This is a genomic window from Bacillus sp. FSL W7-1346 (assembly GCF_038593335.1).
Classification (GTDB): Bacteria; Bacillota; Bacilli; order Bacillales; family Bacillaceae; genus Bacillus; species Bacillus altitudinis.
This window is the reverse complement of sequence record NZ_CP151988.1, coordinates 2,404,655-2,417,516: the sequence shown is the minus strand read 5'-3', so window position 1 is coordinate 2,417,516 and position 12,862 is coordinate 2,404,655. Positions and strand designations below refer to the sequence as shown.

At 41.3% G+C, this 12,862-nt stretch carries 14 protein-coding genes and 1 other annotated feature; of the genes, 9 read left to right on the top strand and 5 right to left on the bottom strand.

What is annotated here, in order from left to right:
• Positions 1–19: 19 nt before the first annotated feature.
• The 4 genes from NST09_RS12500 (at position 20) to NST09_RS12485 (ending at position 3,310) form a co-directional block, all read left to right on the top strand.
• The gene (locus NST09_RS12500) at positions 20–2,404 is read left to right on the top strand and encodes an ATP-dependent RecD-like DNA helicase (protein ID WP_073413632.1); all 2,385 of its coding nucleotides are present in this window, start codon (positions 20–22) and stop codon (positions 2,402–2,404) included.
• A 90-nt stretch (positions 2,405–2,494) separates the two neighbouring features.
• Positions 2,495–2,953 (top strand): PRC-barrel domain-containing protein, encoded by a 459-nt coding sequence (locus NST09_RS12495; protein ID WP_008342703.1) that lies wholly within the window; start codon positions 2,495–2,497, stop codon positions 2,951–2,953.
• Positions 2,954–2,966: 13 nt separating this feature from the next.
• Entirely contained in the window at positions 2,967–3,158 is a 192-nt protein-coding gene (locus NST09_RS12490) for a hypothetical protein (RefSeq protein WP_003216308.1), read from the top strand.
• Positions 3,159–3,178: 20 nt separating this feature from the next.
• The gene (locus tag NST09_RS12485) at positions 3,179–3,310 is read left to right on the top strand and encodes a YrzQ family protein (RefSeq protein WP_008342695.1); all 132 of its coding nucleotides are present in this window, start codon (positions 3,179–3,181) and stop codon (positions 3,308–3,310) included.
• A gap of 38 nt (positions 3,311–3,348) precedes the next feature.
• Here the strand turns inward: NST09_RS12485 and NST09_RS12480 are convergent, their stop codons facing one another.
• The 4 genes from NST09_RS12480 to NST09_RS12465 form a co-directional block, all read right to left on the bottom strand.
• The gene (locus NST09_RS12480) at positions 3,349–3,999 is read right to left on the bottom strand and encodes an amino acid ABC transporter permease (protein ID WP_017367699.1); all 651 of its coding nucleotides are present in this window, start codon (positions 3,997–3,999) and stop codon (positions 3,349–3,351) included.
• 15 nt (positions 4,000–4,014) lie between these two features.
• Positions 4,015–4,668 carry an amino acid ABC transporter permease gene (locus NST09_RS12475; RefSeq protein ID WP_007501460.1) on the bottom strand — a complete coding sequence of 218 codons (654 nt, stop codon included), beginning with the start codon at positions 4,666–4,668 and terminating at the stop codon, positions 4,015–4,017.
• A gap of 80 nt (positions 4,669–4,748) precedes the next feature.
• Positions 4,749–5,558, bottom strand: coding sequence for a transporter substrate-binding domain-containing protein (locus tag NST09_RS12470; RefSeq protein WP_008342689.1), 810 nt, complete (start codon positions 5,556–5,558; stop codon positions 4,749–4,751).
• Positions 5,559–5,572: 14 nt separating this feature from the next.
• Positions 5,573–6,301 (bottom strand): amino acid ABC transporter ATP-binding protein, encoded by a 729-nt coding sequence (locus tag NST09_RS12465; RefSeq protein ID WP_007501456.1) that lies wholly within the window; start codon positions 6,299–6,301, stop codon positions 5,573–5,575.
• A 225-nt stretch (positions 6,302–6,526) separates the two neighbouring features.
• On the opposite strand from NST09_RS12465, the gene NST09_RS12460 reads away from it, so the two are divergent.
• The 5 genes from NST09_RS12460 (at position 6,527) to NST09_RS12440 (ending at position 11,633) form a co-directional block, all read left to right on the top strand.
• Positions 6,527–7,591, top strand: a complete 1,065-nt coding sequence (locus NST09_RS12460) for an AI-2E family transporter (protein ID WP_048003312.1) — start codon at positions 6,527–6,529, stop codon at positions 7,589–7,591.
• 43 nt (positions 7,592–7,634) lie between these two features.
• Positions 7,635–7,842: a binding site (T-box leader), on the top strand.
• A gap of 78 nt (positions 7,843–7,920) precedes the next feature.
• Positions 7,921–10,557 carry an alanine--tRNA ligase gene (gene alaS / locus NST09_RS12455; protein WP_017367696.1) on the top strand — a complete coding sequence of 879 codons (2,637 nt, stop codon included), beginning with the start codon at positions 7,921–7,923 and terminating at the stop codon, positions 10,555–10,557.
• An 89-nt stretch (positions 10,558–10,646) separates the two neighbouring features.
• The gene (locus NST09_RS12450; protein WP_024718370.1) at positions 10,647–10,913 is read left to right on the top strand and encodes an IreB family regulatory phosphoprotein; all 267 of its coding nucleotides are present in this window, start codon (positions 10,647–10,649) and stop codon (positions 10,911–10,913) included.
• Positions 10,914–10,916: 3 nt separating this feature from the next.
• Positions 10,917–11,333, top strand: a complete 417-nt coding sequence (gene ruvX, locus NST09_RS12445; protein ID WP_003216519.1) for a Holliday junction resolvase RuvX — start codon at positions 10,917–10,919, stop codon at positions 11,331–11,333.
• A gap of 15 nt (positions 11,334–11,348) precedes the next feature.
• Complete coding sequence (locus tag NST09_RS12440; RefSeq protein ID WP_017358102.1) at positions 11,349–11,633, top strand: DUF1292 domain-containing protein; 285 nt, start codon at positions 11,349–11,351, stop codon at positions 11,631–11,633.
• Positions 11,634–11,695: 62 nt separating this feature from the next.
• On the opposite strand, the gene NST09_RS12435 is transcribed toward NST09_RS12440, so the two are convergent.
• Positions 11,696–12,784, bottom strand: coding sequence for a hypothetical protein (locus NST09_RS12435; RefSeq protein WP_116307223.1), 1,089 nt, complete (start codon positions 12,782–12,784; stop codon positions 11,696–11,698).
• Between the last annotated feature and the right edge of the window lie 78 nt (positions 12,785–12,862).

The window sequence follows — 12,862 nt, the reverse complement described above, 5'->3', positions numbered from 1 at the left end:
CCGGAAGGAGGGAAGACCTGTGCAGGAACATCCAGATCAAATGAAGCTTGAAGACGAACCGTTTTTAAAAGGGACGGTTCAAGCCGTTATTTTCCATAATGAAAGTAATTTATACTCGGTGTTAAAAGTAAAAGTCATTGAAACATCAGAGAATTTAGAGGAAAAAACAGCATCTGTCACAGGCTACTTCCCAGCGCTTCATGAGGAGGAAACCTACACCTTCTATGGCAAGGTCACAAGTCATCCGAAGTTTGGCGAGCAGTTTCAAGCCACTCATTTTCAAAAGGAAGTCCCTACAACAAAACAAGGCATTATTCATTATCTTTCTAGTGACTTGTTTGAAGGGATTGGGAAAAAGACGGCGGAAGAAATCGTCGGCAAGCTTGGCAATCAGACGCTTCATCAAATTATGCGTGATCCGTCTGTTTTGTATGACGTCCCTCGCCTGTCAAAAAAGAAGGCAGATAAGCTGGCTGCCGCACTTCAGGAGCATCAAGGGCTTGAGCAAATCATGATCAGCCTGAATCAATATGGCTTTGGTCCTCAGCTTAGCATGAAAATTTACCAAGCGTACGAGAGTGAAACGTTGCAGAAAATTGAAGAAAACCCTTATCAGCTCGTCAAAGACGTAGAGGGGATTGGATTTATTAAAGCTGATGAACTCGGCGCTAGAACAGGGATATCTGGAAATGATCCAGAACGCATTCGTGCAGCCCTTTTGTATACCGTTGAGACAGCAAGCCTGCAGGACGGTCATACGTACATACAAACGAAAGATCTGATCGTCGAAACCCGTAAACTGCTGAATCAAACCGGCAATGACTACAAAGTGACTGAAATGGACGTTGCCAATCAGATCATTGCACTTGGTGAAGGGAAAGACATGATTATTGAAGATGAGCGCTGTTATCATCCGTCGCTCTTTTATGCGGAGCAAAGTGTGGCAAAACGCATTCAAAAAATTGTCGCTCAAACGGAATATGCAGATCAATTTCCTGAATCAGAATTTCTGCTTGCACTCGGTGAACTGGAGGAACGGCTTGGTGTCCAGTATGCACCAACCCAAAAAGAAGCCATTCAAAAGGCACTCATGTCTCCAATGCTGCTTTTAACAGGCGGACCGGGTACAGGGAAAACGACGGTCATTAAAGGGATTGTCGAGCTTTATAGCGATCTTCACGGCGTATCTCTTGACCCGGGTGATTATAAAAAAGATGAAGCATTTCCGTTCGTGCTTGCCGCACCAACTGGACGTGCTGCGAAACGAATGACAGAATCCACTGGGCTCCCTGCTGTGACCATTCACCGGCTGCTAGGCTGGAATGGATCAGAAGGCTTCTCACATGATGAAGACCAGCCGATTGAAGGAAAGCTTGTCATCATTGATGAATCGAGTATGCTGGATATTTGGCTGGCGAACCATTTGTTTAAGGCGATCCCAGATCATATTCAAGTCATTATGGTTGGAGACGAACATCAACTTCCATCTGTCGGGCCTGGTCAAGTGTTAAGAGACCTGCTTGCGTCACAAGCTATACCGGCAGTTACACTAACTGATATTTACCGGCAGGCAGACGGTTCAACAATTGTTGAGCTTGCGCATGATATGAAAAATGGTGTTTTGCCAAAGGATATTACTGCACGCTCGAAGGATCGATCCTTTATTCAATGCTCTAGTGACCAAATGAAAGAAGTCATCGAGAAAGTGGTCAGCAATGCTGCGCAAAAGGGTTATTCAGCAAAGGACATTCAAGTGCTTGCCCCGATGTATAAAGGAAAAGCAGGCATTAATGAACTGAATAAAATGCTTCAGCAAATTTTGAATCCTAAAAAGCCAAAAGGAAGAGAAATTCCTTTTGGTGATGTTGTCTACCGGACAGGTGATAAGGTACTTCAGCTTGTCAATCAGCCCGAGAATAACATTTTTAATGGAGATATTGGCGAAATTGTCTCGATCTTTTATGCGAAAGAAAACACGGAAAAAGAAGATATGGCGGTCATCTCCTTTGATGGAAATGAAATCACGTTTACGAAAAAAGATTTTCATCAATTTACACACGCTTATTGTTGCTCGATTCATAAATCCCAGGGCAGTGAATTCCCAATCGTGGTGCTGCCAGTCGTAAGAAGTTATTATCGAATGCTTCGAAGAAATTTGCTTTACACGGCCATTACACGAAGTAAAAAGTTTTTAATTTTGTGCGGTGAGGAATCAGCATTAGAGTGGGGCGTGAAAAATAATGAAGACTCCCTCAGACAAACGTCTTTAACCATGCGTCTTACTGAAACGGAAGAAATCATGGACGCTGAGCTAGCAGCCCTCCAAAAAGAACTTCCTTTCAGCGTACACGATGCCAATATTGGCATGGAGGGAATCACTCCGTTTGATTTTATGCAAGAGTAAATGGCTTCCTTCATGGAAGCCATTTCTTCGTATGAGTCATAGAGGAAACGCACACGATAAGACTGTTCCGAAAAGGTGGTTGATCACATTTTGAGAACATGTCGAGAGCTTGAAGGATTGACGATCTATACAGACGAGCTGTCTTATTCACTTGGGGCGATCAAAGATATTTGCTTTTTAGCCGGCGGCAGCTGCGGGGGATATGTTTTAGATGGGAAAAAGAAAGACTGTGCTTTCATTCCATTCTCAGCTGGCGACAAACTGACAGACAAAGGTCTATATGTGAGCTGCCAGAAGGGCATCGAGATAGATACCACCGCCCCATCCTTTTTCTTTTCGAAATTAAAAAAGAAAATGATCCGTACGCCAGATGGTGAAACATTAGGTGTTTTGGAAGATGTATACTTTTGCATGAATTCGGGCACAATCGTAGCATATGAACTCTCGGACGGCTTCTTTACAGAGCTATCAGGGATTCGAAAGCAGCTGCATGCTGCCGGAACCTTGATGGATGTTCAAAAGGAAGCACTTGTTCTAAACCGAACGTAAAGAGGTGCTGAATATGCTCATTTGCCCAAATTGCAAATGTAAAGACATCGGAAAAATTGGGGTCAATCAATATTATTGCTGGGGCTGTTTTATTGAATTGACACTGTCAAAAGGCAAAATATCTACTCACCAAGTGGAGGAAGACGGTACACTAAGCAGTTTAGACGACCTGTTTAGTGACGATGAACGTTCAATTCAACTATAAGTGTTAAGGGGGAATTTCGAATGGGCAAAATGACTTCTTCACTATTAACGCTTGGTGCAGGTGCACTCGCATATCACTTTGCAAGTCGATATGATATGCCATCTAAGCGGGATATGAAAAAGATGAGAAAACGAGTTATGCGAATGCTTTAAACAAAAAGGGACATCCACCATGAGCGGATGTCCTGTTTTTATGCCTGCCTGTACTCTAATCTCCGTGCAAGTAAGGACAAGCTGAAGTTAACAACAAAATACATCATGGCCGCCAAGAGGAAAATAGGAAGTAAATAAGATTGGCTTTGACCATTTAAAATCTGCGCGTGATGCAATAACTCTGGAAGGGCAATTACAACGGCAAGCGATGTATCTTTTAAAAGAGAAATAAATTGACTGACAATCGGCGGTACCATTCGGCGTAACGCCTGTGGCATGATAATCATTTTTAATGTTTGAATATACGTTAAACCAGAGGATCTGGCCGCCTCGATTTGTCCTTTATCAATTGATTTTAATCCGCTGCGAATGATTTCTGACAGCATAGCGGATTCAAACACGGTTAAAGCCGCAATGGCAGAGGCCGTGATGCTCAGCTTAATACCAATTTCAGGCAGGGCGAAATACGTAAAAAAGATGATCAGCAAAAGCGGTAGGTTCCGAACAGTTTCAACAATGACCGCAAGCACCTTTGATAAAATAGGGATTTGTGCGAACCTCAATGTGCCAACGACTAATCCGATGATAAAGCTTAAAATGATGGAGATAAAAGCCACTTTTAAGGTGACAGCAAATCCTTCAAGTAAAAAGGCGAGATGATCGGGCTGGTAGGCACCTATAAAATCCATTGTGTTTCCTCCTTTCTAGTGGCTTCGGGCTAATCTTTTTTCTAAATAACCAACGCCTAGACTAAGCGGAATGGTCAATAGAAGATAGAACATGGCAACAAAAATGTATACATCAAATGTCACAAACGTTCTCGAAGCGATAAGGTCTCCTTGGTACATCAGATCAAACCCTGCAATGACACCTAAAATAGACGAGTTTTTCACAAGGTTGATAAATTGATTCCCAAGTGGTGGAATGACAATTTTGATGGCCTGCGGCAGAATAATATATCGCATCGTTCCGCCATAGGACAGACCAGAAGCTCTAGCTGCCTCCATTTGTCCAAGCGGTACAGCTTGTATACCTGCACGAATGGCTTCAGCGATAAAAGCAGACGTATAAATGGAGAGGGCAATGGTTCCTGCTGTAAAGCCATCTGCCACAATGCCAAGTACCGGTAAACCAAAAAAGAACACAAAGGTGATCAATAATAACGGAATATTCCGAATAAATTCCACGTAAGCCGTCCCTAACCAGTTGAGCGGCCTTAGTGGCGCAATTCTCATAATGGCAATGAGTGTACCGATGAAAAAGCTTCCAATCAACGCAATGACACTTGCACCAATCGTATATTTAAACCCTTCTAAATAAAGATGGAAGTTCTCAGTTAAAATGGAAAACCGCAGCAATCAGTTCACTTCCTTCCTAATCAACAGAGGAGCCGGCAAGCGGCTCTCCTGAGGGTGTTGAGGTTGATCGAGTCAATTGATTATTCTTTGATCCATTTTTTATGAATCTTGTCATACTCTCCATTGTCTTTTAATGCCTTTAACGCTTTATTAATGGCTTCTGTCAATTCTTCATCGCCTTTTTTCACAGCGATGCCATAAGGCTCATCGGTAAATGTTCCACCAACGACTTCATAATTTGAATCTTCGTCTGCCATGCCAAATAAAATTGCATTATCAGTTGTCAGAACTTGCCCTTGATTTGATTTTAAGGCTGTAAAGGCTTCTTGGTAATTTTCAAATTCTAAAACGGATGCTTCTGGTGCCTTTTCGCGAATGTTTTGAGAAGAAGTGGACCCTTTCACTGCAAGCACCTTCGTACCTTTTTTAAGATCATCAATCGATTGAATGTCGCTGCCTTTTTTCACAAGCAGTGATTGTCCTGCTTCAAAGTATACGTCTGAGAAATTGACCTCTTTTTTACGCTCTTCTGTGATCGTCATTGTGGCAACAATGGCATGAATATCTCCTTTTTGCAGTAAAGGAATTCTTGTTTTAGATGTCACTTCTTTAAATTCTGCTTTTCCTTCATCACCGAGCATTTCTTTAGTGATCGCTTTTGCGATATCGATATCAAACCCTTCAATATCCCCGCTACTAGGATTTTTTAGACCAAATAAACGAGTATCGTTTTTCACACCGAAAACGATTTTTTTGTCTTTCTTAATGGCTTCTAATGAGCTGCCTTGTTTTGCATCGGTTGAGCCTTTCTCGGCAGAGCCGCAGGCAGCGAGAGCGATCATACAGCAAGTCATCAACAGTAATAGGCCAAAGCGTTTCATTTTTTTCATCAAATTCATTCCCCCTAGTGATTTAAAATACGGCTTAAAAAGAGCTGAGCGCGTTTCTCGCGCGGTTTTTCATAAAAGGCAGCTGGTGTAGATTCTTCAAGAATTCTTCCTTCATCAATAAACACAATACGGTCTGCGACTTCACGGGCAAAACCCATCTCGTGCGTGACAACGACCATTGTCATCCCTTCCCTAGCCAGCTGTTTCATCACATCTAGCACCTCACCGATCATCTCTGGATCAAGAGCTGATGTTGGTTCATCGAAAAGCATGACCTCAGGCTTCATTGCAAGTCCCCTTGCGATTGCCACACGCTGCTGTTGTCCTCCTGAGAGTCTAGAAGGGTAGGTGTCTGCTTTTTCAGGAATGCCAACTTTATTTAAATAAAATTCAGCTGTTTCCTTTGCTTCTTCTTTGCTCACTTTTTTAACCTTCATCGGCGCAAGCATAATGTTTTCAAGCACCGTCTTATGCGGATAAAGATGGAAGTGCTGAAACACCATCCCGATATTTTGCCTGATGAGATTGATGTTGGTTTTCGGATGCTGAACAGACACTTGATTGACAAGGACTTTTCCTTCATCAATGCTTTCAAGACGATTGATACACCTGAGCATCGTGCTTTTTCCAGATCCTGAAGGACCGATGATCACAACAACCTCACCTTTTTGAATATGTAGGTTAATGTCCTTAAGTACATGGAACTGGCCGTAATGCTTGTTGACTTCTTCGAATGTGATCATGAAGAACCTCCTCTTCTAATGATTGAGCTAAAGCGGATTCTAGCATAAATGAGGCGAAAATAAGAAAATAATGGAATATTTTCTAACGAGATTTTTACAGCAAACAGTGACTTTGGATGGAGCCGTATGTTTCATGTGTATTCATTTTTAACAAAGTTAGGACAAATTTTATTTACATGGATAATTGCAGAAGTTGGTTAAACAATAAGAAGAGAGGTGAAAAAGGTGAAGAAACGTCCGATCGAGTTTCTAATATATGCTGCAGGTGTACTGCTTGTCCTTGCGTCTTTACTCATTTTGGTTCAGCTCGACGAGTTATGGATGCCTATTTTTTTATTGCTCAAAGCGATTTTGATCCCGCTTCTTATCGCTATTTTTATTTCTTATCTTCTTTATCCAATTGTTGAAAGACTACATAAGCGAGGTTTGCCAAGGACGGTCAGTCTCTTATTGATATATGTGCTGTTTTTTGGCGGCATTGGTTTGGCTGTGTATAAAGGGGCACCGGTTTTAATCGCTCAGTTAAATGAATTGTCGGAGCAAATTCCCATGCTTGCCGAAACGTATAATGGTGCTTTATCACATGTTCATCGTCATACAAGCCACTGGCCTGATGGACTGCATGAACGGCTGGATCGTTTTATTGTCCAATCTGAGACGTATGCCGCAAATGGGGCAGAGCGGATGATTCTTAGCTGTAAAGTATTGCTTGATTACGCCTTAGTTGCTGCACTTATTCCTTTTCTTGTCTTTTATATGGTGAAAGATATGAACACGATGAAGCGGGCAGCATGGTATTTAACCCCGCCAAGCTTTCGAAAAAGGGGACATGCCTTTGTGAAAGCAGTGGATGACTCACTTGGGGATTATATTAGAGGGCAATTGCTTGTCTGTTCTTTAATTGGAGGTGCTGCTGCCATTGTTCTTTGGCTGTTTCATATTCCATATCCGCTTGTACTAGGTATGTTAATCGGTGCAACGAATGTCATTCCGTATTTTGGCCCGATTATTGGAGCGATCCCAGCTGTCTTTATCGCTTTTACCATCTCAGTGAAGTCAGTGATCATTGTGCTAATTACAGTAGCCGTGCTTCAATTTTTAGAAAGCAATGTACTGAGTCCGATCATTGTCGGGAGAAGCCTGCATATGCATCCTGTCGTGATCATGCTGGTGTTACTCGCTGGAGGGGAGCTGTTTGGCTTGATTGGAATGATTTTAGCCGTACCGTCCGCAGCCATTATGAGGGTCATTATTGTGCAATATATTCACATGAGACGAAGCGTTCATTGACAAGACGAGCCGAGTTGTCTATAATAATTTCGATTCATACATATTGAATTCAATGACGGACCCGAGTACGTTAAAAAGCTGTTGCAGAGAGAGGCTTTGTTTGCTGAGAAAAGCCTTATCAGACCTTTAACGGAAGCTAGTCCCGAGTGCAGATAAACACTGCCGCTCTCTTCCGGCGTTATCGGATGTGAAGGTGATAGACGCATATGTCTATAATCAGGGTGGTACCGCGAGAGCATCTCGTCCCTGTGTAAGTAGTTTTTTGCTTGCATAGGGCGGGATGTTTTTTCGTTTGTGTGAAGATTGAGAATAAAAAGGGAGGATTTATGATGAAAACTTTAACTTCAGCTCAAGTACGTCAAATGTTTTTAGATTTTTTTAAAGAAAAAGGACATGCTGTCGAACCGAGTGCGTCCCTCGTACCGCATGACGATCCAACACTTTTATGGATTAACAGCGGGGTGGCAACATTAAAGAAATACTTCGATGGCCGCGTCGTGCCTGAGAATCCACGTATTTGCAACGCACAAAAATCAATTCGTACAAATGACATTGAAAATGTAGGGAAAACAGCACGCCATCATACGTTTTTTGAAATGCTGGGCAACTTCTCTATTGGAGACTATTTCAAAGAAGAGGCAATCGAATGGGCTTGGGAATTCCTCACAAGTGACGAGTGGATTGGCTTTGATCCGAATCTGTTATCTGTAACGGTACATCCAGAGGATGAAGAAGCATATGTTCTTTGGAGAGATAAAATGGGTGTCCCTGAGGAACGAATTATTCGTCTAGAGGGCAACTTCTGGGATATTGGCGAGGGGCCAAGTGGTCCGAATACAGAAATTTTCTATGATCGCGGCGAAGCATATGGCAACGACATGAACGACCCTGAATTATATCCAGGCGGAGAAAATGAACGTTATCTAGAAGTATGGAATCTTGTTTTTTCTGAATTTAACCATAATCCAGATGGTACATATACACCGCTTCCGAAGAAAAACATTGATACAGGAATGGGTCTTGAGCGTATGGTCTCTGTGATTCAAAACGTACCGACGAACTTTGATACAGACCTGTTCATGCCGATTATTCGTGCAGTAGAAACGATTTCTGGAGAAAGCTATGGGGAGTCAAAAGAAAAAGACACAGCATTTAAAGTCATTGCTGACCATATTCGTACTGTTGCCTTTGCCGTCAGTGACGGAGCGCTTCCTTCTAATGAAGGCCGAGGTTATGTGTTAAGACGTTTGCTGCGCCGTGCTGTGCGTTATGCAAAAACGATCCATATCCACCGTCCATTCATGTATGATCTAGTTCCAGTTGTTGCGGAGATCATGAAGGATTTCTATCCAGATGTTCAAGCAAAAGAAGAATTTATTGCAAAAGTGATCAAAAATGAAGAAGAGCGTTTCCATGAGACACTGAATGAAGGGTTAGCCATTTTATCAGAAGTGATCAAAAAAGAACGAGACAATGGCAGCTCACAAATTTCCGGTAAAGATGTGTTTAAGCTTTATGACACATATGGATTCCCGGTCGAACTCACAGAAGAATATGCTGAAGATGAGAACATGACAGTCGATCGTGAAGGCTTCCAGCTAGAAATGGAGAAGCAGCGTGAACGTGCAAGAAATGCCAGACAAGATGTGGGCAGTATGCAGGTTCAAGGCGGGGCTTTAGGCGATATAAAAGCAGAAAGTACGTTTGTTGGCTACGAAAATTTAACTGCAGATGCTCGTATTATCGAATTGCTTCAAAACGGTGAAATTGTCACAGAAGCACACGAAGGGGAAACGGTGCAAATTTTATTAGATGAAACACCTTTCTATGCGGAAAGCGGCGGACAAGTGGCGGATAAAGGAACGTTAAAAAGTGCCGAAGCGATCATTGATATCAAAGATGTGAAAAAGGCGCCAAACGGCCAGCATGTCCACGAAGGAGTCGTCGTAAGTGGTACGGTTCAAAAAGGCATTGAAGTCACTGCAGAAGTCGAATCAGCGCTTCGAAAAGGCATTGTGAAAAATCACACAGCGACACATCTTTTGCACCAAGCGCTAAAAGATGTATTGGGCAGCCACGTTAACCAAGCGGGTTCACTTGTGAATGAAAACAGACTTCGCTTTGACTTTTCTCACTTTGGACAAGTAACAAAAGAAGAATTGTCACAAATTGAAAAAATCGTCAACGAAAAGATTTGGGAAGGCATTTCGGTTGCCATTGACCTGAAACCAATTGCTGAAGCAAAAGAAATGGGCGCAATGGCGCTGTTTGGCGAGAAGTATGGCGATATTGTCCGTGTTGTGCAAGTGGGTGATTACAGCATCGAGTTATGCGGAGGCTGTCACGTTCAAAACACTGCGGAGATCGGATTGTTTAAAATTGCATCTGAATCGGGTATTGGTGCTGGAACACGCCGTATTGAGGCTGTAACAGGTAAAGGTGCTTATGAAGAATTAAATGATCAGCTTGCGATTTTAGAAAAGGCAGCTAATGAACTGAAATCAAATACAAAAGATGTACCAAAACGCATCGCTTCCTTGCAGGCTGATTTAAAAGAAGTTCAAAGAGAAAACGAATCACTTCTTGCGAAATTAAGTCAAGCAGAAGCTGGCTCTATTTTGGAAAAAGTTATCGAAGTTGGCGGAGTGAACGTGTTAACTGAAAAAGTAAACGCCAAAGACATGAACCATTTAAGAACGATGGTTGATGAATTAAAAGCGAAATTAGGTTCAGCTGTCATCGTACTTGGTGCCGTTCAAAATGGAAAAGTCAACATTTCAGCCGGTGTGACAAAAGATGTCATTGAAAAAGGTCTTCATGCAGGAAAACTTGTGAAGCAGGCAGCTGAAATTTGCGGCGGAGGCGGAGGCGGACGCCCAGATATGGCACAAGCAGGCGGGAAACAGCCAGAAAAGCTTGAAGAAGCACTGGCAACTGTCGAAGAATCTGTCAAATCCGTTTTATAATCAGTCAATGTAGTGTAGAATAATGGTATTAGATGAGCGGTTAGAAAAAAGCTTGCTAGTAGAATGTTGGAAGAGAGGTGCAAGAAGCAGTGAGTTCATTTGATAAGACAATGAAGTTTAACTTCTCTGATGATTCAGCTGAAACCAATGTGAATGAAGTGCTCATAACAGTTTATGACGCACTCCAAGAAAAAGGATACAACCCGATCAATCAAATTGTCGGATACTTGCTGTCAGGCGACCCTGCTTATATTCCAAGACATCAGGATGCACGCAACCTAATTCGTAAACTAGAACGAGACGAATTAATTGAGGAATTGGTTAAATCGTACTTAGAGACACATAAAGAGGCGTAAAACATGAGAATTTTAGGCTTAGATTTAGGCACGAAAACCCTTGGTGTGGCAATCAGTGATGAAATGGGATGGACAGCTCAAGGGATTGAAACCATTAAAATTGATGAAGCAGGCGGAGACTTTGGTCTCAGCCGCCTGTCTGAGATCGTCTCGCAATATGGAACGGATAAAATTGTCCTTGGTTTTCCAAAAAATATGAACGGTACGGTCGGTCCAAGAGGCGAGGCCAGCCAATCATTTGCGAAAGTGTTAGAAAACACGTACAATGTTCCTGTTGTGCTTTGGGACGAGCGTCTGTCAACGATGGCAGCAGAAAAAATGCTCATCTCTGCAGATGTGAGCAGACAAAAGCGTAAAAAAGTCATTGATAAAATGGCGGCTGTTATGATCCTTCAAGGGTATTTAGACAGCTTAAATTAAAATGAGGTGAATCAAATGGAACACGGAGAAAAGCAAATTACAATCGTTGATGATAATGGAAATGAGCAGCTTTGCGAAGTACTATTTACTTTTGAAAGCGACCATTTTAACAAATCATATGTTCTTTACTACCCAATTTCTGAACAAGATAACGAAGAAATTGAAATTCATGCATCAAGCTTCACACCAAACGAAGACGGTGAAGATGGCGAATTAGAGCCAATTGAAACGGATGAAGAGTGGGACATGATTGAAGAAACGTTAAATACGTTCTTAGATCAAGAAGACGAAGAAGAATAGAACGAATAAAAGGCCTGTGAAGCAGATGAGAGTTATCTGCATGATCACAGGCCTTTTATTATTTATGGAAGCTTTGAAGTGATGGTTAACTTTTGATTATTTCGTTGTGCATTTTGAAAGTTAAGTAAATAAAGACCATGATCAAATGTTAAATGAAAATGATTTTCTTTCTTTAGTGAACCAATTTTTTTGATGGAATCGTTCTTCTTTTTAAGTATCGTGTAACCACTCTTTTTAGGTTCATCTGTTTCGACGAAAAATCGATTATGATCATCAATCACGATCGATCCGATATCCGAGTCAGTGTTCTTAATTAGTTTAGATTGTTTTGTGTTTATGTCATAAAAGATTAATTGGTTTTTATTGATTGTTCCTTCCGAGTCAGTAAAAGCCTTCTCGTAAACAAATTGATGATCGTTAATGAGTTGACTATTATTGATTAAACTTTGATTTAATGGGATTTTTTTAAGCGACTCAGTAGTCAGATTGTAAATGTATGCTTGCTGCTTTCCATTGTCTTTATTAAAAAAGAGAAGCTTATCATTGTGAACAGAGAGATGGGCGTTATTCATTGAGTCTAGTTTAAAGAGCTTTTTTGTCTGCTTTTTTTTGAGATCTTTCATATAAATATGAGTAGCATCCTTTTCTTCATCATGAGATATCCACACTGCACGATGACCTGTTAATTCAAGAGTGTCACTTAATGTCTCCGAAGTGTTATTCTTTTTGATCGACTCTATCTCTTGTGTGCTCAAATTCATGACGTAATAATTCATCTGTCCGCCTAATTCATCACTGTCAATCCAAACGACCCAGTCTTTATTAGCTTTTAAACCTTGAATGGAAGAACGCTCGAAAGTGGTTGTAAATAGTATGTTGCTTTTCTGTGTCTTTCTATTAAATTCAACTACTTTATTTGCCATCTTTGAAGGACTATGGTCATCTACACTTAAAAATAAACGATCTCCAATGGCTGAAACAGAGTTTGTCACAAGATAGTTGAGCATAGTTGTATGACCAAATTCTTTGTCCTCAATTTTAAACTCTATTTTATGATCTTCTGAAACGGTCTTTTTTTGACTACATCCGCCTAGATATAAAAGAGTTACTGAACCAATTAGTATCATTAAAATATAAAAGATTTTACGCAAAATGTGTTTCCTCCAGTATGTACTTTCACTAAGATATAGGTATTAATGAAATATATCCTTATCAAGAAAATAATAGCA

What these genes read in the sequence shown, in the direction of transcription:
- NST09_RS12440 (WP_017358102.1), top strand. Translation starts at nt 11,349, where the DNA reads ATGGAACACGGAGAAAAGCAAATTACAATCGTTGATGATAATGGAAAT.
- alaS (WP_017367696.1), top strand. Translation starts at nt 7,921, where the DNA reads ATGAAAACTTTAACTTCAGCTCAAGTACGTCAAATGTTTTTAGATTTT.
- NST09_RS12485 (WP_008342695.1), top strand. Translation starts at nt 3,179, where the DNA reads ATGGGCAAAATGACTTCTTCACTATTAACGCTTGGTGCAGGTGCACTC.
- NST09_RS12490 (WP_003216308.1), top strand. Translation starts at nt 2,967, where the DNA reads ATGCTCATTTGCCCAAATTGCAAATGTAAAGACATCGGAAAAATTGGG.
- ruvX (WP_003216519.1), top strand. Translation starts at nt 10,917, where the DNA reads ATGAGAATTTTAGGCTTAGATTTAGGCACGAAAACCCTTGGTGTGGCA.
- NST09_RS12470 (WP_008342689.1), bottom strand. Translation starts at nt 5,558, where the DNA reads ATGAAAAAAATGAAACGCTTTGGCCTATTACTGTTGATGACTTGCTGT.
- NST09_RS12480 (WP_017367699.1), bottom strand. Translation starts at nt 3,999, where the DNA reads ATGGATTTTATAGGTGCCTACCAGCCCGATCATCTCGCCTTTTTACTT.
- NST09_RS12465 (WP_007501456.1), bottom strand. Translation starts at nt 6,301, where the DNA reads ATGATCACATTCGAAGAAGTCAACAAGCATTACGGCCAGTTCCATGTA.